Origin of the sequence: Streptomyces sp. NBC_01352, assembly GCF_036237295.1 — a bacterium.
Taxonomy (GTDB): domain Bacteria; phylum Actinomycetota; class Actinomycetes; order Streptomycetales; family Streptomycetaceae; genus Streptomyces; species Streptomyces plumbiresistens.
In genome coordinates this window covers 8,731,723-8,751,321 of the sequence record NZ_CP108354.1, presented here as the reverse complement: position 1 = coordinate 8,751,321, position 19,599 = coordinate 8,731,723, and the positions used below count along the sequence as shown (strand labels likewise).

Annotated in this window: 16 protein-coding genes; 7 read left to right on the top strand and 9 right to left on the bottom strand. The window is 70.9% G+C overall.

Annotation, left to right across the window (positions count from 1 at the left end):
* Window position 1: 1 nt before the first annotated feature.
* Genes OG252_RS40165 through OG252_RS40155 form a run of 3 tightly spaced genes read right to left on the bottom strand, consistent with a single transcriptional unit; the run spans window position 2 to window position 3,554 of the window.
* Entirely contained in the window at window positions 2–793 is a 792-nt protein-coding gene (locus OG252_RS40165; RefSeq protein ID WP_329342362.1) for a 3-oxoacyl-ACP reductase, read from the bottom strand.
* Entirely contained in the window at window positions 790–2,175 is a 1,386-nt protein-coding gene (locus tag OG252_RS40160; protein ID WP_266442676.1) for an aldehyde dehydrogenase family protein, read from the bottom strand. Before OG252_RS40160 ends, OG252_RS40165 begins: the two co-directional genes overlap by 4 nt.
* Before the next feature lie 8 nt (window positions 2,176–2,183).
* Window positions 2,184–3,554 carry a glutamine synthetase family protein gene (locus OG252_RS40155; protein ID WP_266442674.1) on the bottom strand — a complete coding sequence of 457 codons (1,371 nt, stop codon included), beginning with the start codon at window positions 3,552–3,554 and terminating at the stop codon, window positions 2,184–2,186.
* 85 nt (window positions 3,555–3,639) lie between these two features.
* Between OG252_RS40155 and OG252_RS40150 the strand changes: the two genes are divergently transcribed.
* Both OG252_RS40150 and OG252_RS40145 read left to right on the top strand, forming a co-directional pair.
* Window positions 3,640–4,374, top strand: coding sequence for a FadR/GntR family transcriptional regulator (locus OG252_RS40150; RefSeq protein WP_266442671.1), 735 nt, complete (start codon window positions 3,640–3,642; stop codon window positions 4,372–4,374).
* Window positions 4,375–4,439: 65 nt separating this feature from the next.
* Window positions 4,440–5,126: a gamma-glutamyl-gamma-aminobutyrate hydrolase family protein gene (locus OG252_RS40145; RefSeq protein ID WP_329342358.1), complete on the top strand. Its 687-nt coding sequence runs from the start codon at window positions 4,440–4,442 to the stop codon at window positions 5,124–5,126.
* A 598-nt stretch (window positions 5,127–5,724) separates the two neighbouring features.
* Here the strand turns inward: OG252_RS40145 and OG252_RS40140 are convergent.
* Window positions 5,725–6,660: a LysR family transcriptional regulator gene (locus OG252_RS40140; RefSeq protein ID WP_266442664.1), complete on the bottom strand. Its 936-nt coding sequence runs from the start codon at window positions 6,658–6,660 to the stop codon at window positions 5,725–5,727.
* A gap of 70 nt (window positions 6,661–6,730) precedes the next feature.
* Here OG252_RS40140 and OG252_RS40135 point away from each other — a divergent pair, with 70 nt between their 5' ends.
* Entirely contained in the window at window positions 6,731–7,903 is a 1,173-nt protein-coding gene (locus tag OG252_RS40135; protein WP_329342355.1) for a TDT family transporter, read from the top strand.
* On the opposite strand, the gene OG252_RS40130 is transcribed toward OG252_RS40135, so the two are convergent.
* The 4 genes from OG252_RS40130 to OG252_RS40115 all read right to left on the bottom strand — a co-directional run bounded on the left by OG252_RS40130 (window position 7,815) and on the right by OG252_RS40115 (window position 13,238).
* Entirely contained in the window at window positions 7,815–8,528 is a 714-nt protein-coding gene (locus tag OG252_RS40130; protein WP_329342353.1) for a helical backbone metal receptor, read from the bottom strand. The genes OG252_RS40135 and OG252_RS40130 overlap by 89 nt on opposite strands.
* Window positions 8,525–9,094 (bottom strand): helix-turn-helix domain-containing protein, encoded by a 570-nt coding sequence (locus OG252_RS40125; RefSeq protein WP_266442655.1) that lies wholly within the window; start codon window positions 9,092–9,094, stop codon window positions 8,525–8,527. The genes OG252_RS40130 and OG252_RS40125 overlap by 4 nt, the downstream gene beginning before the upstream one ends.
* Before the next feature lie 447 nt (window positions 9,095–9,541).
* Window positions 9,542–12,157 carry an ABC transporter permease/substrate binding protein gene (locus OG252_RS40120; RefSeq protein ID WP_329342350.1) on the bottom strand — a complete coding sequence of 872 codons (2,616 nt, stop codon included), beginning with the start codon at window positions 12,155–12,157 and terminating at the stop codon, window positions 9,542–9,544.
* Window positions 12,150–13,238, bottom strand: coding sequence for a quaternary amine ABC transporter ATP-binding protein (locus OG252_RS40115; protein WP_266442650.1), 1,089 nt, complete (start codon window positions 13,236–13,238; stop codon window positions 12,150–12,152). Before OG252_RS40115 ends, OG252_RS40120 begins: the two co-directional genes overlap by 8 nt.
* A 195-nt stretch (window positions 13,239–13,433) precedes the next feature.
* On the opposite strand from OG252_RS40115, the gene OG252_RS40110 reads away from it, so the two are divergent.
* The 4 genes from OG252_RS40110 (at window position 13,434) to OG252_RS40095 (ending at window position 18,104) form a co-directional block, all read left to right on the top strand.
* The gene (locus OG252_RS40110) at window positions 13,434–14,363 is read left to right on the top strand and encodes a 5'-3' exonuclease (protein ID WP_266448726.1); all 930 of its coding nucleotides are present in this window, start codon (window positions 13,434–13,436) and stop codon (window positions 14,361–14,363) included.
* A 128-nt stretch (window positions 14,364–14,491) separates the two neighbouring features.
* Window positions 14,492–15,337, top strand: a complete 846-nt coding sequence (locus OG252_RS40105; RefSeq protein ID WP_266442649.1) for a siderophore-interacting protein — start codon at window positions 14,492–14,494, stop codon at window positions 15,335–15,337.
* Between the two features lie 223 nt (window positions 15,338–15,560).
* A complete protein-coding gene (locus OG252_RS40100) occupies window positions 15,561–17,114 on the top strand; it encodes an amino acid permease (RefSeq protein WP_329342347.1) in 1,554 nt (517 codons plus the stop codon).
* 39 nt (window positions 17,115–17,153) lie between these two features.
* Window positions 17,154–18,104 carry an RluA family pseudouridine synthase gene (locus OG252_RS40095; protein ID WP_329342345.1) on the top strand — a complete coding sequence of 317 codons (951 nt, stop codon included), beginning with the start codon at window positions 17,154–17,156 and terminating at the stop codon, window positions 18,102–18,104.
* Here the strand turns inward: OG252_RS40095 and OG252_RS40090 are convergent.
* Window positions 18,098–19,582: a cytochrome P450 gene (locus tag OG252_RS40090; protein WP_329342343.1), complete on the bottom strand. Its 1,485-nt coding sequence runs from the start codon at window positions 19,580–19,582 to the stop codon at window positions 18,098–18,100. The two genes, OG252_RS40095 and OG252_RS40090, sit on opposite strands and share 7 nt — an antisense overlap.
* Window positions 19,583–19,599 lie beyond the last annotated feature (17 nt).

Here is a 19,599-nt window from a genome sequence, read left to right as displayed (position 1 = left end):
GCTAGAGCGGCGTGACGTACGCCCCCGAGATTCCGCCGTCCACCAGGAAGTCGGTGGCGTTCACGAAGGAGGAGTCGTCGCTGGCCAGGAAGGCGACGGCGGCGGCGATCTCGTCGGCCTCGGCGAACCGGCCGAGTGGGATGTGGACGAGACGGCGGGCGGCCCGCTCCGGGTCCTTGGCGAACAGCTCCTGGAGCAGGGGGGTGTTGACCGGTCCGGGGCAGAGGGCGTTGACGCGGATGCCCTCCCGCGCGAACTGCACGCCCAGTTCCCGGGACATGGCCAGGACACCACCCTTGGACGCCGTGTACGAGATCTGCGAGGTCGCCGCGCCCATCCGGGCCACGAAGGACGCCGTGTTGATGATGGAGCCCTTGCCCTGGCGCCGCATGTACGGGATCGCGGCCTTGCAGCACAGGTAGACGGAGGTCAGGTTGACCTCCTGGACGCGCTTCCAGGCCTCCAGGCCGGTCTCCAGGATGGAGTCGTCGTCGGGCGGGGAGATGCCCGCGTTGTTGAAGGCGATGTCGACGCTGCCGTAGGTGTCGTACGCCGTCTTGAACAGCGCCTCGACCTGCTCGGGGTCGGTGACGTCGACCTTCACGAAGATCCCGCCGATCTCGTCGGCGGCCGCCTTGCCGCGGGCCTCGTCGACGTCGCCGCAAACGACGTGGGCGCCCTCGGAAGCGAGCCGGCGGGCGGTGGCGAGGCCGATGCCGCTGCCGGCTCCGGTGATGACGGCGGTACGGCCGACGAGGCGGCGGCAGACAATGTCGTCAGTCGATGCGGTCACTGTGCGGGGCCCTCCGTACTGATGAAGACGTTCTTGGTTTCGGTGAAGGCGGTCAGGGCGTCCGGGCCGAGTTCGCGGCCGATGCCGGACTGCTTGAAGCCGCCGAAGGGCGTCCAGTAGCGGACGCTGGAGTGCGAGTTGACGGACAGGTTGCCCGCGCGGACCGCCTGGGAGACGCGCAGGGCGCGGCCGACGTCCCGGCTCCAGATGGAGCCGGCGAGGCCGTAGTCGGTGGCGTTGGCCAGGGCCACGGCCTCCGCCTCGTCCTCGAAGGGCAGGACGACGGCGACCGGGCCGAAGACCTCCTCGACGGCCACGCGCGCGTGCGGGTCGACGCCGGTGAGGAGGGTGGGCGGGAACCAGAATCCGGGGCCTTCGGGGGCCTTGCCGCGGATGCCGGTCAGATCGTCGCTCACGTAGGAACGCACCCGTTCCAGCTGGACCTTGGAGATCAGTGGCCCCATCTGGGTCTGCTCGTCGGCCGGGTCGCCGACGCGGACCGACTCGATCCCCGGGGCCAGCAGGTCGAGGAAGCGGTCGTAGGCGGAGCGCTGGACCAGGATGCGGGTGCGGGCGCAGCAGTCCTGGCCGGAGTTGTCGAGGAAGGCCATGGGAGCCGCCGCGGCGGCGGCTTCGAGGTCGGCGTCGGCGAAGACGATGTTGGGGCTCTTGCCGCCGAGTTCGAGGGTGACGCGCTTGAGCAGCGCGGAGCCCTTGGCCAGCACCTGTTTGCCCACGGCCGTCGATCCGGTGAAGACGATCTTCGCCACGCCGGGGTGCTCGACGAGCGCGTTGCCCGCGACGGGACCGTGGCCGGGCAGCACCTGGAAGAGCCCCTCGGGCAGGCCCGCTTCCAGGGCGAGTTCGGCCAGCCGCAGAGCGGTCAGCGGGGTCGTCTCGGCGGGCTTGAGGATCACCGCGTTGCCCGCGGCGAGCGCCGGGGCGGTGCCCCAGGCCGCGATCGGCATCGGGAAGTTCCAGGGGGCGATGACGCCGACGACTCCCAGCGGTTCGAGGATCGTGACGTCGAGGCCGCCGGGGACCGGGATCTGGCGTCCGGTCAGCCGTTCCACTCCCCCGGCCGCGTAGTCGAGCAGATCGCGTACGTTGCCCGCCTCCCAACGGGCGTTGCCGATGGTGTGACCCGCCTCCCGGACCTCCAGCCGGGCCAGCTCCTCGAGGTGTTCGTCGACGGTGACGGCGAACCGGCGCAGCAGCCGGGCCCGGTCGCCGGGCGCGAGGGCGGCCCAGCGGACCTGTGCCTTGGTGGCGCGTACGACGGCCGTGTCCACGTCGGCGGCGGTGGCGGCCGGGACGGTGGCGACGACCTCCTCGGTCGCGGGGTTCAGTACGTCCAGGTCCAGGGTGTACTCGGCAGACAACAGGGGCCTCACAAGCGTTCGAAGGAGCGGCGCAGCTCCCAGTCGGTCACCGCGGCGTCGAAGGCGTCCAGTTCGACGCGCGCCATGTTGCGGTAGTGCGCGACGACCTCGTCTCCGAAGGCGGCCCGGGCGATCGGGCTGTTCTCCCAGAGCTCGGCGGCCTCGCGCAGGGTGGTCGGCACGTGCTCGAAGCCGGCCGTGTAGGCGTTGCCCGAGCATGCCTCGGGAAGCTCCAGCTTCTGCTCGATGCCGTGCAGGCCGGCCGCGACCAGCCCGGCCACCGCGAGGTACGGGTTGACGTCGCCCCCGGGCAGCCGGTTCTCGAAGCGCATCGAGCGGCCGTGGCCGACCACGCGCAGCGAGCAGGTGCGGTTGTCGTAGCCCCAGGCGACGGCGGTCGGCGCGAAGGAGCCCGGCTGGAACCGCTTGTAGGAGTTGATGTTGGGGGCGTAGAGGAGGGAGAAGTCCCTCAGGGCGGCCAGCTGCCCGGCGAGGAAGTGGCGCATGACGTCGGACATGCCGCCCTCGTCCTGCGGGGAACCGGCCATGGCGTTGTTTCCGGCCGCGTCCGCGAGGGAGAGGTGGATGTGGCAGGAGTTGCCCTCGCGCTCGTTGTACTTGGCCATGAAGGTGATCGAGACGCCCTCCTGGGCGGCGATCTCCTTGGTGCCGGTCTTGTAGACGGCGTGCTGGTCGCAGGTGACCAGGGCGTCGTCGTAGCGGAAGGCGATCTCGTGCTGGCCGGGGTTGCACTCGCCCTTGGCGGACTCGACGGTGAGGCCGGCGGCGGCCATCTCGTTGCGGATGCGGCGCAGCAGGGGTTCGATGCGGCCGGTGCCGAGCACCGAGTAGTCGATGTTGTACTGGTTGGCCGGGGTCAGCCCCCGGTAGTTCGCGTCCCAGGCCTGCTCGTAGCTGTCCTTGAAGACGATGAACTCCAGCTCGGTGCCGACGTTCGCGGTGAAGCCGTGCTCGGCGAGGCGTTCCAGCTGGCGGCGCAGGATCTGGCGGGGGGCTGCGACGACGGGCGAGCCGTCGGTCCAGGCGAGGTCGGCGATCAGCATCGCCGTACCGGCGTTCCAGGGGACGCGGCGCAGCGTGCTGAGGTCGGGGTGCATCGCGAAGTCGCCGTAGCCGCGGTCCCAGGAGGACATCGCGTAGCCGTCGACGGTGTTCATCTCGGTGTCGACGGCGAGGAGGTAGTTGCAGCCCTCGGTGCCGTGGTGGAGGACCTCGTCGAGGAAGAAACGGGCGGCGAACCGCTTGCCCTGGAGCCGCCCTTGCATGTCGGGAAAGGCCAGGACGACAGTGTCGATCTCACCGCCGGCGACGAGGGTGTGCAGCTCCTCGACGCTCAGCGGGGGTGTGCGGTCTGCCACTGGAAAGCCTCCTTCGGCTTCTTCGGTCAGCCGGAAGCCATAAGGTATTGCGGAGAACCATTGCTTGGGAAGGGGGCACGGCCACATGTCGCTGGAGGCTGACGGCGGTCCGGACGACCGGCTGACGCCGGTGCTGCGGCCGGTGCGGGCGGGCAACGGCTTCGAGGAGGCCCTGGAGCAGATCCTCCAGGTCGTACGACTCGGTCTGGTGCCGGGCGGGGAGCGGCTGCCCGCGGAGCGGGAACTGGCGGAGCGGCTCGGCATCAGCCGGGTGACGCTGCGCGAGGTGCTGAAGGTGCTCCAGGACCAGGGGCTGGTGGAGTCGCGGCGCGGGCGGTACGGCGGAACGTTCGTGCTGCCGCGCACGGACGCGGGCGGCGAGGACGAGCTGCGGCGGCGGATCGCCGAGGTCGACATCGAGGACGTCCTTCGCTTCCGGGAGGTTCTTGAGGTGGGGGCGGCGGGGCTGTGCGCGACGCACGGCCTCTCGGCGGAGCAGGCGGGGCGGCTGCGGGACGCCCTGGCCGCCACGCAGGACGCCCCGCTGTCCGAGTACCGCCGCCTGGACACCCTGCTCCACCTCACCCTCGCCGAGCTGTGCGGCTCGCCGACGCTGACCGCGCAGTACGCGGCGGTACGGGCCTCGGTGAGCGACCTCCTCGACTGCATCCCCCTCCTGGTGCGCAACCTCGAGCACTCGCAGCGCCAGCACACCGCGCTGGTCGAGGCGGTGCTCGACGGGGACGCGGACGGGGCGCGGGAGATGATGCGGGAGCACTGTGCGGGGACGGCGGCCCTGCTGCGGGGGTTCCTGGCGTGAGGAGGCCTTGCCGTCCGGGGTGGCGCTCGGCAAAGGTATAGAGGTATTCCATTGCGGGAGGTCGCATGGCGGGCAGGCCGCTGATCGGTGTCAGTACGTACCTGGAGGCCGGGGCGCGCTGGGGTGTGTGGGAGCTGGAGGCCGCGCTGCTGCCCGCCGGGTACCCGCGGCTCGTGCAGCGCGCGGGCGGGCTGGCCGCCATGCTCCCGCCGGACGCGCCGGAGCACGCCGCCGCGACCGTGGCCCGCCTCGACGGTCTGGTGATCGCGGGCGGCCCGGACGTCGAGCCTGTCCGCTACGGCGCGCGGCCCGACCCCCGCACCGGACCGCCCGCCCGCGCCCGGGACGCCTGGGAGCTCGCCCTGATCGAGGCGGCCCTGGCCGCACGGATCCCGCTGCTGGGCATCTGCCGGGGCATGCAATTGCTGAACGTCGCCCTGGGCGGCACCCTCGTCCAGCACATCGACGGGCACGCGGAGGTGCCCGGGGTCTTCGGCCGGCACCCCGTGAAGCCCGTGCCGGGCACGTCGTACGCCGATGCCGTCCCGGAGGAGACCTCGGTGCCCACCTTCCACCACCAGGCGGTGGACCGCCTCGGCACGGGCCTGATCGCCTCGGCGCACGCGACGGACGGGACGGTGGAGGCGGTCGAGCTGCCCGGCCCGCACTGGGTGGTGGGCGTGCAGTGGCATCCGGAGATGGGCGAGGACGTGCGGGTGATGCGGGCGCTGGTCGCGGCGGCGTCCTCGTAGACCGCACCTCTCCACCGACCGAGTCGGGCGGCGGGCGGGCACAGACCCGGGAACTGGGGGCCGAGATGAAGGCAGCGCCCTCCTAGACAGCACCTCTCGACCCACCGAGTCAGGCAACGGGCCGGCACAGACCCGGGAACTGGGCGCCGAGATGAAGGCAGCGCCCTCCTAGACAGCACCTCTCGACCCACCGAGTCAGGCAACGGGCCGGCACAGACCCGGGAACTGGGCGCCGAGATGAAGGCAGCGCCCTCCTAGACAGCACCTCTCGACCCACCGAGTCAGGCAACGGGCCGGCACAGACCCGGGAACTGGGCGCCGAGATGAAGGCAGCGCCCTCCTAGACAGCACCTCTCGACCCACCGAGTCAGGCAACGGGCCGGCACAGACCCGGGAACTGGGCGCCGAGATGAAGGCAGCGCCCTCCTAGACAGCACCTCTCGACCCACCGAGTCAGGCAACGGGCCGGCACAGACCCGGGAACTGGGCGCCGAGATGAAGGCAGCGCCCTCCTAGACAGCACCTCTCGACCCACCGAGTCAGGCAACGGGCCGGCACAGACCCGGGAACTGGGCGCCGAGCCCCCGACAACGGTCGCCTATCCGCGCGTCAGCGACAACAGGTCCCTGGCCGGTCCGACCGGTCGGTGCCCCGTAGGCCATACCGCTCGAAGGTCCCGGGCCAGTGAAACCCCCTCCACCGGCACGCTCACCAACCTCCGCATCGCCAACTCCTCCCGCACGGCCAGCTCGCTGAGCACCGCCGGCCCCGCCCCGCTGACCACCGCCGCCTTCACCGCCGTAGTGGACGACAGCTCGATCAGCGGCCGCGCCAGGCCGCCCAGGGCCGTGTCGAGGACCTGACGCGTGCCCGAGCCCTTCTCGCGCAGGATCAGTGGTGTCGCGGCCAGTTCGGAGCCCTCCAGAGGTCGGCGACGCCGTGCCCACGGATGCCCCGGCGCCGTCACCACGATCAGGCGGTCGTGGGCGATGACCACCGAGTCCAGGCCGGTCGGGACGCTGAGCCCCTCCACGAACCCCAGATCGGCCTCGTCAGACAGCAGCCGCTCCGCGACCGCCGCCGAGTTGCCCGCGAGCAGCGACACCGCGGTGTCCGGCCGCTGGGCGCGCAGCGCGAGCAGCCAGCCCGGCAGCAGGTACTCGGCGATCGTCATGCTCGCCGCCACGCGCAGCCGCGAGTCCCGCCGGTCCCGCAGCGCCTGCGCCCCCGCGTCGAAGGCCTCCGACGCCTCCACGATCCGCCGCGCCCAGTCGGTGACCAGCGCCCCGGCGTCGGTGAGCCGGGAGCCGCGCGGCGAACGGTCCACCAGCGCCACGCCCAGCTGGCGTTCCATCGAGCGGACCCGGCTGCTGGCGGCCGGCTGGGTGATGCCCAGCTCGCGCGCCGCGCCGCCCAGACTGCCGAGCCGCGCCACCGCCAGCAGCAGTTCCAGTGCTCCGAGATCCGGCACCCGGTGCGAGAGCGAGCCGCCCGTCCCGAACCGGGAGTTGTCCTGTTCCGCATCGCCGCTCATAAAGACAGCTTATGTCCTCATAGACCCATACTCCCTGGTCGCGTCCCTCCTCCGGCGAGACCGTGGACACATGGTCACCGCAGCTCGGCCTTTGCCCCGTGCCACCGCACACCCGCCGCGCGCCCTCGCCGTCCGTCACCTCGGACCGAACTGGTACGCCTCCGTCATGGGCACCGCCATCGTCGCCACCGCCGGAGCGGGCCTTCCCGGGCAGGTCCCCGGCCTGCGCACGGCCTGCACCACGGTCTGGGCCCTCTCCCTGACACTGCTCCTCGCCCTGCTCTGCGCCCGCGCCCTGCACTGGAGGCACCACCGCGACCAGGCCCGCGCCCACCTCCTCGACCCGGCGGTGGCTCCCTTCTACGGCTGCCTCGCCATGGCCCTGCTCGCCGTCGGCGGCGCCACCCTCACCGTCGGCCGGGACTGGATCGGCATCGAGGCGGCGGTGGCCCTCGACGCCGTGCTGTTCACCGCCGGGACGGTCGTGGGGCTGGCGGCCGCTGTGGCCGTGCCGTACCTGATGGCCGTACGCCATCGTGTGGAGCCCGGACAGGCCACCCCTGTGTGGCTGTTGCCGGTCGTCGCGCCCATGGTGTCCGCGGCGCTCGGGCCGCTGCTCGTGCCGCATCTGCCGCCCGGACAGCCGCGGGAAACCCTGCTTCTCGCCTGCTTCGCCCTGTTCGGGCTGAGTCTGCTCGCCACTTTCGCCATGCTCCCGATGGTCTTCGCGCGGCTGATCACCGGCGGGCCCCTGCCCCTCGCCCTCACCCCGACCCTGTTCCTGGTGCTCGGCCCGCTCGGCCAGTCCACGACCGCCGTCGGCAACTTCGCGGACGTGGCGCCCGGGGTCGTACCGGCTTCCTACAGCGAGGGCTTCGGTGTCTTCGCGGTCCTGTACGGCGTTCCCGTCCTGGGCTTCGCACTGCTGTGGTTCGGGCTCGCGACCGCGCATGTCCTGCGCGCACGGCGGCAGGGCATGGGCTTCGCGATGACCTGGTGGGCGTTCACCTTCCCGGTGGGCACCTGCGTCACGGGCGCGGAGGCCCTGGCCCGGCACACGGGGCTCCTCGCCTTCGACGGGCTCGCGGTCGGCCTGTACGTCGTCCTCGTCGCCGCCTGGACCACGGCCGCCGTGCACACCGCGCGCGGTCTGCTCAGCGGCTCGCTGCTCGCAGCGCCTCGCCAAGGACCCGCGGCGCCTCGGCCAGCGAGGGTCCGTACCACGTCAGGTGCCGCCCGCTGACCAGCGCGCAGGGCAGCCCGGGGAAGGCCTCGGGGCCGTCCTCGGGTGTGAAGCGGTAGGGCTCGTCGGGGAGGACGACGACGTCCGGCGCGGCGGCCCGCAGTTCCTCGACGGGGATCCGCGGATAGCGTTCCGCGTGTCCCGCGTAGAGGTGGTCGACGCCGAGACGGGCCAGCACGTCGCCCGCGAAGGTGTCCCGGCCCAGGACCATCCACGGCCGGCGCCAGATGGGTACGACCGCTGTCGTACGGCGCTCGGGCGGCCGCAGCGCCGACCAGGCCTCCTCGGCCTCGTCGAGCCAGCGCGGGCGGGTCCTGGCTCCGCACGCCTGAAGCACTCGCTGGAGCTCCACGAAGGCCTCGGGCACGTCCCGCACCTCGGTCACCAGCACCTCGACGCCCGCCTCCCGCAGGTCGGCCAGGTCGGGGGCGCGGTTCTCCTCCTCGTTGGCGATCACCAGGTCGGGGGCGAGGGCGAGGATCCGGTCGACCTTCGGGTTCTTGGTGCCGCCGACGCGCGTGACGTCGAGGTCGGCCGGATGCGTGCACCAGTCGGTGACGCCGACCAGGGTGCCGGTCCCGGCCACGGCCTCCGTCAGGGACGGCACGAGCGAGACGACCCTCACCGGCGTGGCCGGTCCCGGACCGCCTCGATGTGCTCGGCGACGGCGACGACGACCACCCGGGTGTCGGCCACCGTCGCCCGCCAGCGGTGCCGGACACCGCCGGTCAGGTAGAGCGTGTCGCCACGGCCCAGCCGGTAGGCGCGGCCCTCGGCCTCGATCTCCACGGCACCGTCGGCGACGTACATCAACTGGTCGTTGCGGAACTGGAATTCACGGCCCGCGTCATGGTCGCCGGTGAACTCCGAGGCGTGCATCTGGTGGTGACCGCGCACCAGGGACCGCACCCGCGGCTCGTACACCGACTCGACCCCTTCGGAGCGAACGACGTCGACACTGCACGCCGGGTCGGCGGCCGCGAGGAGTTCGACGGCGGTGGTGCGCAGGGCGTCGGCGACCTTCTCCAGGGAGGTCTGGCTGGGGCGCGCGCGCTCGTTCTCGATCTGGCTCAGGAAGGGCACCGACAGGCCGCTGCGCTCCGCCACGACGGCGAGGGTGAGCTCCAGTGCCCGGCGCCGGCGTCGTACTGCCGCGCCCACCCGAAGGGGCTGTTCTTTGTGGTCGCCCATCGCTCCGGCTCCCTCCTTCGCTCGTCGGTGCGCATCCCGTGCGCCACGGCTCGGCGCACTGCTCTTGATGAGTTCTCTGCACCCTACGCAGGTTCGGCAAACCGTTTCATGCGCCCGTCACATCGACGACACACGGGGTGTCACCGGACCTCACAGATCGCGCCAGCGGATCGGCTCCCCGGAGTCGGCGGGCGCGGTTTTCCTCTGCGCGACCAAGGGGCCGGCAGCAGGCCGGGCAGCGGTCGGGGCCATGGGTGCGTGCTCTGTGTGATTGGCCGGATCCTTCTCGTGGACAAGTACCTGGAGAGTAACGGGAGGAGTACCTCGACGAGTACCCCCCGAGTACCCCTGGACGGGACTCCCGGACACGACCCGAGGGGCGGGCCTCGCCACACGCTGTCAGGACGCGTGGGGAGGCCCACCCCTCGGGCGGCTTCGGTACGGCGGTTACTGCGGGGTCATCCGGCCGACCAAGTCCGGGTGTTCCTTCAGCCACGTGGCGACCGATTCCTCCTCGTGGCCCTGGCCGCCCTTGTTGATCTCGGCCTCCAGCGTGCCGAGTTCTTCCTCGCTCATCTTGAAGTTCTTGATCCACTTCGTGAGCTGCGGATACTGCCCGGGGAACTCCTTGTTGGAGATCGTGCGGATCGTGTTGCCCTCGCCGAAGAGCTTCTTGTCGTCCTTCAGCTTGGTCAGGTCGTACTGGCTGTACGCCCAGTGCGGCGACCACAGGACGACCGCGACGGGCTCCTTCTTGGCGTAGGCGCGCTTGAGCTCGGCCAGCATCGCCGGCGTGGAGCCGTCGACGACGTCGTACTCCTTGTCCAGGCCGTAGCCGGGCAGGACCTTCGTCTTGAGCAGGTTCATCTCACCGGTGCCCGGCTCGATGCCGATGATCTTCCCGTCGAAGAGGTCGGCCTTGCCCTTGAGGTCCTCGTAGGACTTGACGTCCTTGACGTACGAGGGCACCGCGACCTCCAGCGAGGTCGGTTCGTACCAGGTGCCCAGGTCCGCGAGTTTGTCCTTGCTCTTGTCCCAGTAGTTCTTCTGCGCGTAGGGCAGCCAGGCGTCGAAGTTGAGGTCGAGGTCCCCGGAGGCGAGGCCGGTGTAGACCGGGCCGACGTCCATCTGCTTGAGGTTCAGCTTGTAGCCGCGCCGCTCCAGGACGTTCTTCCACAGGTAGGTGACGGCGATGTCCTCGTCCCAGGGGAACCACGCCACGTCGATGGGCCGCTTGGCCTCGGCGGGGGTCGAGCCGGAGCCGCTCGCCACCGGGGCCAGCTTGTCGACGACGCCGGGGTTCTTCTTCAGCCAGGCGCGCACGGCGTCCTGCTGCTTGCCCTTGCCCGCCTTGTTGATCTCGGCTTCCAGGCTGGTGAGCTGCTTCTCGTCCATCTTGAAGTTCTTCAGCCACTCACCGACGACCGGGTTCTGGTCCGCGAAGCCCTTGCGGGCGACCGTGTGCACGCCGTCGCCCTTGCCCCAGGCGCCCTTGGGGTCCTTGAGCTTCTTCAGGTCGTAGTCGCTGTACGCCCAGTGCGGCGACCAGAGCGTGACGACGATCGGTTCCTTCTTGCTGTAGGCCCGCTTGAGCTCGGCCAGCATCGCCGGCGTGGAGCTGTCGACGACCTTGTACTCGGTGTCGAGGCCGTACTCCTTGAGGACCTTGCTCTTGAGCAGGCTCATCATGCCGGCGCTGGACTCGATGCCGGTGATCTTCCCGCCGAAGGTGGCGCCCTTGCCCTTGAGGTCCTCCAGGGAGTCGATGCCCTTCATGTAGGAGGGCACGCTCAGCTCCAGGGAGGTCTGGCCGTACCAGGCACCGAGGTCCTCGAGCTTGCTGCCGTACTTCTTCCAGTACTGCTCGTGGGTGGTCGGCAGCCAGGCGTCGGTCTGGAAGTCGACGGTGCCCTGCGCGAGGGAGGTGTAGAGCGGTCCGGCGTCGAACTGCTTGGCGTCCACCTGGAAGCCGCGCTCCTCCAGGATCTCCTTCCACAGGTAGGTGGAGGCGACGCCCTCGTCCCAGGGGATGTAGCCGATGCTGATCTTCTTGCCCTGGCCGACGTCCTTGGAGTCGGCCACCGTGGTGGAGCCGCCGTTGCCGCCGAAGATGCCCATGCCGCCCGCCACCAGGGCGAGGACGACGACACCGACCACGGCGATCTGCGGGCGCGGCCGGTACGACCAGACCTTCAGGCCCTGCGCGGCGCGTGCCTTGGCCGCGGCGCGGCGGCCCAGCGGGGAGACGTGGACGCCCAGGGCGCTGGTCATGCGGTCGAGGTAGATCGCGAGGATCACGATGGCGACACCGGCCTCGGAGCCGAGGCCGACGTTGAGCTGGCCGATGGCCTCGTTGACGTCGCCGCCGAGACCGCCGGTGCCGACCATGCCGGCGATGGCCGCCATGGACAGGCCGAGCATGATGACCTGGTTCACGCCGGCCATGACGGTGGGCAGCGCGAGCGGCAACTGGACGCGCAGCAGAGTGTCGCGCGGAGTGGTGCCGAACGCCTCGGCGGCCTCGACCAGTTCCTTGTCGACCTGCCGGATGCCCAGCTCCGTCATGCGCACGCCGGGGGCGAGCGCGAAGATCAGGGTGGCGACGATGCCCGCGGAGGCGCCGGTGCCGAAGAACAGGATCGCCGGGATGAGGTAGATCATCGCGGGCAGCGTCTGCATGAAGTCCAGCACCGGCCGGACCAGGCCGCTGACCCGGTTGGAGCGCGCCGCCCAGATGCCCACGGGCACCGATATGACGAGGGCGATGATCGTGGCGACGAGGACCAGCGACAGGGTCACCATCGCGTCCTCCCACAGTTCGAGGGAGTCGATGAAGGCGAATCCCGCGAAGGTGAGGAGACCGGCGAGCGTGCCGCGCAGCCAGAAGGCGAGCACCGCGAAGATGCCCGCGAGGATCAGGGGTTCGGGCGCCTGGAGGACGGCGTCGATGGCGTCGTAGGTGCCGGTGAAGACGGACTTGAGGAAGTCGAAGAGCCAGCCCATGTGGCTGAGCAGCCAGTCGACGGCGTCGTTGACCCAGTCGCCGAGCGGAATCCTAGGCACGGGACACCACCTTGTCCCCGTCCTTGTCCCGCGGGGAGTCGCAGGCTTCGGGCTCACCCTGCTCGTCGCCCATGAAGCCGACGAGGCGCTGCCTGGGTACGCGACCGACGAGTTTGCGTTTCGCGTCCAGGACGGCCACGGGATGCGTCAGGCGGGCGCTGATCGCGCAGAGTTCGGCGAACGGGGTGTCCGGCGTCGCGGTCTCGCAGCCGCAGCTGACCTCGTCGCCGACGATGTCCGTGTCCATGACGGACGAGGCGGTCAGCACGCGGGAGCGGTCGACGTCCTTGGTGAAGGAGGCGACGTAGTCGTCGGCGGGCCGGATGAGGATGTCCTCGGCGGTGCCGATCTGGACGATGCGGCCGTCGCGCATGACGGCGATGCGGTCGCCCAGGCGCATGGCCTCGTTGAGGTCATGGGTGATGAACACGATCGTCTTCTTCAGGGAGTCCTGGAGCTGCAGGAGCTGGTCCTGCATGTCGCGGCGGATCAGCGGGTCCAGCGCGCTGAAGGACTCGTCCATGAGCAGCAGGTCGGCGTCGGTGGCGAGGGCGCGGGCCAGGCCCACACGCTGCTGCATGCCGCCGGACAGCTCGTCGGGCCAGGACTTCTCCCAGCCGGCCAGACCGCACAGGGCGAGTGCCTCGGCGGCACGCGCCTCGCGCTCGCGGCGGGGCACGCCCTGGACGGCCAGGCCGTAGGCGGCGTTCTCCAGGACGCTGCGGTGCGGGAAGAGCGCGAAGTGCTGGAAGACCATGCTGATCTTCTTCGCGCGGACCTTGCGCAGTTCGCGGTCGGAGAGCGAGGTCAGGTCATCGTCGTCGAAGCGGACGCTGCCCGAGGTCGGCTCCAGGAGGCCGTTGAGCATGCGCAGCAGCGTGGACTTGCCGGATCCGGACAGACCCATCACCACGAAGATCTGCCCCGGTTCCACGGTGAAGGAGGCGTCGATCACCGCCGCGGTGGTGCCGTCGGCACGCAGCTCCTCGCGGTCGGCACCCTGTTGGAGCCGTTCGACTGCCTCGTTCGGTCGTCTGCCGAACACTTTGTACAGCGCTTCGGCCTCAAGTCTGGATGACACACGTACCTCTTGTCTCGGCGGCCAGGGACGGGGCGAAGGGCCGCCAACAGTTTGAATGTGCAACCGGCATCGCTCCGGAAGCCGCACCTGCCCTGGCCCTCAGGGGCCAAACGCCCAGGTGGTGCAGTTCACAGGACGTTTACGCGCGAGAAGCTGTGCGTCACCGACGGGTCTCTGTCAGTGCCGTACGGCATGATGCGTGGCGTGACCGGACGACTGATGCTCCTCGACACCGCCTCGCTCTACTTCCGCGCCTACTTCGGCATGCCGGAATCCGTGAAGGCCCCGGACGGCACACCGGTGAACGCCGTGCGCGGGCTCCTGGAATTCATCGACCGCCTTGTCAAGGACCACCGCCCCGACCACCTGGTGGCCTGCATGGACGCCGACTGGCGCCCCCAATGGCGGGTCGAGCTGATCCCCTCCTACAAGGCACACCGCGTCGCGGAGGAGCGCGAGGCCGGGCCCGACGAGGAGGAGGTGCCCGACACGCTCTCCCCGCAGGTGCCGATCATCGAGGCCGTCCTCGACGCGCTGGGCATCGCACGCGTGGGCGTCGCGGAGTACGAGGCGGACGACGTGATCGGCACGTTCACCGCACGGGCCAAGAGCCCGGTCGACATCGTCACCGGCGACCGGGACCTGTACCAGCTGGTGGACGACGAGCGCGAGGTGCGGGTGCTGTACCCGCTCAAGGGCGTCGGCTCGCTGCAGCTGACCGACGAGGCCTGGCTGCGCGAGAAGTATGGGGTCGACGGCAAGGGGTACGCGGATCTCGCGCTGCTGCGCGGCGACCCGAGCGACGGCCTGCCGGGGGTGCCCGGCGTCGGCGAGAAGACGGCGGCGAAGCTGCTCGCCGAGTTCGGCGACCTGGCCGGCATCCTTGCCGCGGTCGACGACCCGAAGGCGAAGCTCACGCCGGCACAGCGCAGGCGACTGGACGAGTCGCGGCCGTATCTGGCGGTGGCGCCCAAGGTCGTCAAGGTCGCGGACGACGTTCCGCTGCCGGATGTCGACACGACACTGCCGCGAGTGCCGCGCGATGCCGTGGCGCTGAACGAGTTGGCCGCCCACTGGGGATTGGGTGGATCATTGCAGCGGCTGCTCGCGACGCTCGTCGCGTAGGCGGCGCAGGCGCCGCGCTGGGTTAAAAGTCCCTACAGAGAGGTTCATGGACCTCTCATGTGGGGGGTATTCACTGGGGGAAGGTGTTAACTTAGGTAAGCCTAAGCAAAGGGAACTGGGAGGCCGCCATGGCAGAACGACCGGGACGACAGCCGCGCAGGCCCCACTTCGCGCAGGTCCTCCGCACCGAGCGGCTGACCCCGCACATGCAGCGCGTGGTGCTCGGCGGCGAAAGTCTGGCCGACTTCTCGGCGGACACCTGCACGGACCACTACGTGAAGATCCTGTTCCCCGCCGAGGGCGTGACCTATCCCGAGCCCTTCGACATGCAGCGGATCCGCGAGGAGTTCCCGCGCGAGCAGTGGCCCGTGACCCGGACGTACACGGTCCGCCACTGGGATCCGCAACACCGCGAACTGACGCTGGACTTCGTGATCCACGGCGACGAGGGCCTCGCCGGACCCTGGGCCCTGCGCGCCCAGCCGGGTGAGAACGTCTGGTTCATGGGCCCGGGCGGCGCCTACACCCCCGACCCGACCGCCGACTGGCACCTGCTCGTGGGTGACGAGAGCGCGCTGCCCGCGATCGCCCGCTCCCTGGAGGCACTGCCCGCCGGCGCCCGCGCCCACGCCTTCATCGAGGTCGCCGGGCCGGAGGAGGAGCAGAAGATCGACTCCGACGTGGAGGTCGTCTGGCTGCACCGCGGCGAGGGCCGCATCGGCGACGCACTGACCGAGGCCGTACGGGCGCTGGAGTTCCCCGAGGGCCGCGTGCACGCGTTCGTGCACGGCGAGGCGCACTTCGTGAAGCAGCTGCGCCATCTCCTGCGGGTCGAGCGCGGTGTCACCCGCGAGGACCTGTCGATCTCCGGCTACTGGCGGCTCGGCCACAACGAGGACGGCTGGCAGGCCTCCAAGCGGGAGTGGAACGCGCGCATCGAGGCGGAGCAGGAGGGGGCGACGCCCGCCGCGTAGCCGGCCGGTCACCCAGGAACCACTGAAGCGGCGGCACCTGCGAGGTGCCGCCGCTTCACTGTCTCGACCACGGAAAACAGGCGCGACATATCGCGACTTACCGCGCGCCGCGCGAGCGTGAGCACTTGGGCCCGCACCGGACACGGCGACGTGACGCAGCGGAAACAGCTTCTGCCTAATTTCTGTCGCTCGACAGGAATTCAGCGCGAAGGCAGGTGCCGCCGTGACGACAACCACTCCGTCCGACGTACGCCCCGATCCACCGCACTCCCCCGACGACCGTTCCCTCACCGAGTTCGGCTACCCCCAGGAACTGCACCGCAGCCTGGGCCGGTACGCGTCCTTCGCAGCCGGGTTCTCCTTCATCTCCGTTCTCACGACCGTCTTCCAGTTCTTCGCCTTCGGGTACGCGTTCGGCGGCCCCGTCTTCTTCTGGACCTGGCCGGCGGTACTGATCGGGCAGCTCCTGGTGGCCGCCTGCTTCGCCGAACTGGCCGCCCGCTACCCGATCTCCGGCGCCATCTACCAGTGGTCGTCCCGGCTCTCCAACCTCACCTTCGGCTGGTTCGCCGGCTGGATCATGGTGATCGGGCAGATCGTGGTCGTCGCGGCGGCCGCGCTGGCCCTGCAGATCGTGCTGCCCGCGATCTGGTCCGGCTTCCAGCTGATCGGCACCGACCCGGCGCCCACCTCGGCGGACGGCGCGGCCAACGCGGCCGTCCTCGGCGTGATCCTGCTGGCCCTGACCACGCTGGTGAACGTCCTCGACAACCGCGTGATGTCCGTGATCAACCGCGTCGGCGTCACCGCCGAGATCATCGGCGCGGTCCTGATCATCGTCCTGCTGCTCACCCACTCCGAGCGCACCCCCGGCATCACCTTCCACACCGAGGGCGCCGCCCAGTCCGGCCTGCTCGGAGCCCTGCTGGTGGGCTCGTTCGCGGCGGCGTACGTGATGATCGGCTTCGACAGCGCGGGCGAGATGAGCGAGGAGACCCGCGGTCCCCGCCGCACCGCGCCCCGCACGATCCTGGTCGCGCTCGGCGCGGCCGGTCTGCTCGCCACCCTGATCGTCCTCGGCGGCCTGCTCGCCGCCCCCAGCCTCACCGACGGCCGCCTGGCCGTCGAGGGCCTGAGCTACGTCCTCACCAGCAGCCTGGGCGACGGCGTCGGCCGCGCGCTGCTGGTCGACGTGGTGGTGGCGATCGCCGTGGCGACCCTGGCGATCCAGACGGCCGCCTGCCGGATGCTGTTCTCCATGGCCCGCGACGGCCAGCTCCCCTTCTCCCGCCGCCTCGCCAAGGTCAACCCGCGCACCGGCATGCCGAGCGCCCCGGCCCTGGTGGTCGGCGTCCTGGCGGCGGCCGTGCTGCTCCTCAACTTCGTCTCCCCGGAGGCGTTCCTGGCCATCGGCACCACCTGCATCGTGATGCTGTACCTGGCCTACGCGATGGTCACCGGCCCGCTCCTGGTGCGCCGCCTGCGCGGCGAGTTCACCGTCGAAGGCACCGACGAGACGGGCGCCCGCCTCTTCTCCCTCGGCCGCTGGGGCGTCCCCGTCAACGCGCTCGCCCTCCTGTACGGCCTGTTCATGACCGTCAACCTCGCCTGGCCACGGGCAGCGGTGTACGACCCGGCGGGCGGGCACTGGTACTTCCAGTGGTTCACCGTGCTGTTCCTCACCGTGACCGTGGCGATCGGCCTGGCTTTCCGGGCGTACCGGGCCCGTACGCCGGTCGCGGAGGCACCCGAGGCACCCGAGGCGGTCGCGGCGTAAAGGCCGGGGCCACGGCGTACCCGCTTACGCTTGCCCGTGATGACACGCAACCACCGGATCCCGCCCTCTCCCCTGCCGCAGCGCGAGGGGGTGGATCCGGTGCGGGTGCGGCTGCCCGTCGAGGGGCCGTGGGTCACCGTGCGCGATCACCTGGCGGAACGGCTCTCCGGAGCGGGCGCCGGTGTGGTCGACGGGATGTTCGACGCGGGACGGGTCGTCGGGGCGGACGGGCGGGCGGTGTCCGCAGACGCGGCGTATGTGCCGGGGATGTTCGTGTGGTTCCACCGGGACCTGCCGGCCGAGGTGCCCGTGCCGTTCCCGATCGAGGTCGTGCACCGCGACGAGCACATCGTCGTCGCCGACAAACCGCACTTCCTGGCCACCACCCCGCGCGGCAGCCATGTCACCGAGACCGCACTGGCCCGGCTGCGCCGGGAACTGGACATCCCCACCCTCGGCGCCGCACACCGGCTCGACCGGCTCACCGCCGGGCTGGTGCTGTTCACCGTACGGCCCGAAGAACGCGGCGCGTACCAGTCGCTGTTCCGGGACCGGCTGGTGCGCAAGGAGTACGAGGCGGTGGCGCCGTACGATCCCGCGCTCGCCCTGCCCCGGACCGTGCGCAGCCGGATCGTGAAGGAACGCGGGGTGCTGGCCGCGTACGAGGTCGAGGGCGAGCCGAACGCGGTCAGCCATGTCGAGCTGGCCGAGCACGGCGGTCCGGGCCTCGGCCGCTACCGGCTCACTCCCGCGACCGGGCAGACCCACCAGCTGCGGGTCCACATGAATCGCCTCGGCGTACCCATCCTCGGCGACCCGCTCTACCCGGTGGTGACCGGCCCCGTGCCGGCCGGTGACTTCCGGCGTCCGCTCCAACTGCTGGCGCGGAGCCTTGAGTTCACCGATCCGGTCACGGGGGTGACGCACCGGTTCCGGAGTCCGAGGACTCTTCGGGCGTGGGCCGCCTACGACGAGTGGGCCGGTCAGTAACCGCGCCACCAGCGCAGGAAGCGCCGCCAGGCGCCCATCGGCCGGACCGGTTCGGGCGCGGGGGCGGCGGGCTGCGGCGGGACCGCGGCCGGCTGGGGCTGCGCCACGGCCGCGGGGGCCGGCTGCGGCGGGTGGGTGCCGACCTGCCAGGTGGATCGCTGCGAGGGGACCGCGGCGTGGCCGGGCTTCTCCATCACGTCCTGCTGCGGCTTGGGGTCGAACCGGACCGGCAGTTCCACCAGGTGGCGCGAGGCGATCGACTCGGCCCAGCCCAACTCTTCCTCGTCACAGTCGAGTTCCACGTCCGGCAGCCGCATCAGCAGCGCGTCGACACCGGTGTCCGCGATCGCACGGCCGATGTCCTGGCCGGGGCACTCGTGCGGTCCGCCGCCGAAGGCGAGGTGGGAGCGGTTGCCCTGCATGTTGGCGGTCAGGTCGGGACGTACCCGCGGGTCGATGTTGCCCGGCGCGATGCCGAGCAGCAGTCCGTCGCCCTTGCGGATGCGCTGGCCGCCCAACTCCGTGTCCTGCTTGGCGAAATAGGCGAAGACCGAGCTGAACGGCGGCTCGTCCCACAGGGACTGCTCGACCGCCTCCGGCACCGTCATCTGCCCACCGCTGAGCTGGGCGCGGAAGCGCGGGTCGGTGATCACCATGCGCAGCACGTTGGAGAGCAGGTTGACCGTGGCCTCGTAGGCGGCGAAGAGCACGAGGCGCAGGTGCTCCCTGACCTCGTCGTCGGTCAGTCGCGCCGGGTGGGTGATGAGGTGGCTGGTGAAGTCCTCCTCGGGCTGGGCGCGGCGGCGGGCGGTGAGCCGGCTCAGCGCGTCCATGACGTAGCCATGGCTGGCGATCGCGGTCTCGGTGCCCTTGAGCGCGTCGCGGGCCGCCTGCACGAGCCGGTCGCTGTACTCGTCGGGCATGCCGAGGATCTCGCACATCACGGCCATCGGGAGGTGCTCGGCGAACTCGCTGACGAGGTCGGCCGTGCCCTCCTCGCAGAAGCGGTTGACGAGCCGCTGGGTGTGGCGGTTGATGTGGCGGCGGGTGCCCCGGTGGTCGATGGTCGACATGGCGCCGGTGACCGCGCCGCGCAGCCTGAGGTGCTCGTCGCCCTCGGCGTGCGAGGCGATGGGCTGCCAGGCGATGTGCGGCATGAGGGGGTGGTCGGGCTTGACCATGCCCTCCTGGAGCGGGGTCCAGATGCGGCTGTCCCGGCAGAACTGCGAGGGCGTGCGCAGCATGTGCAGGTTCTCGGTGTGCCCGAGCACCACCCACATCGGTACGTCGTCGTGCAGCAGCACGGGCGCCACCGGGCCGTGCTCGTCCCGGAGTTGCTCGTACAGGGAGCCGAGGTCCTCCGCCTCGGGTCCGTAGAGCCGGTGCAGCCCGCCGGGTCCGCGGCCGTGGGCTGGGCAGCCGGGCGGCGGGGCGAGGGAGGGGTCCGTACCGGTCAGGGAGTGGGATTCAGGCGTCACAGTGGTCGCTCCGAAGT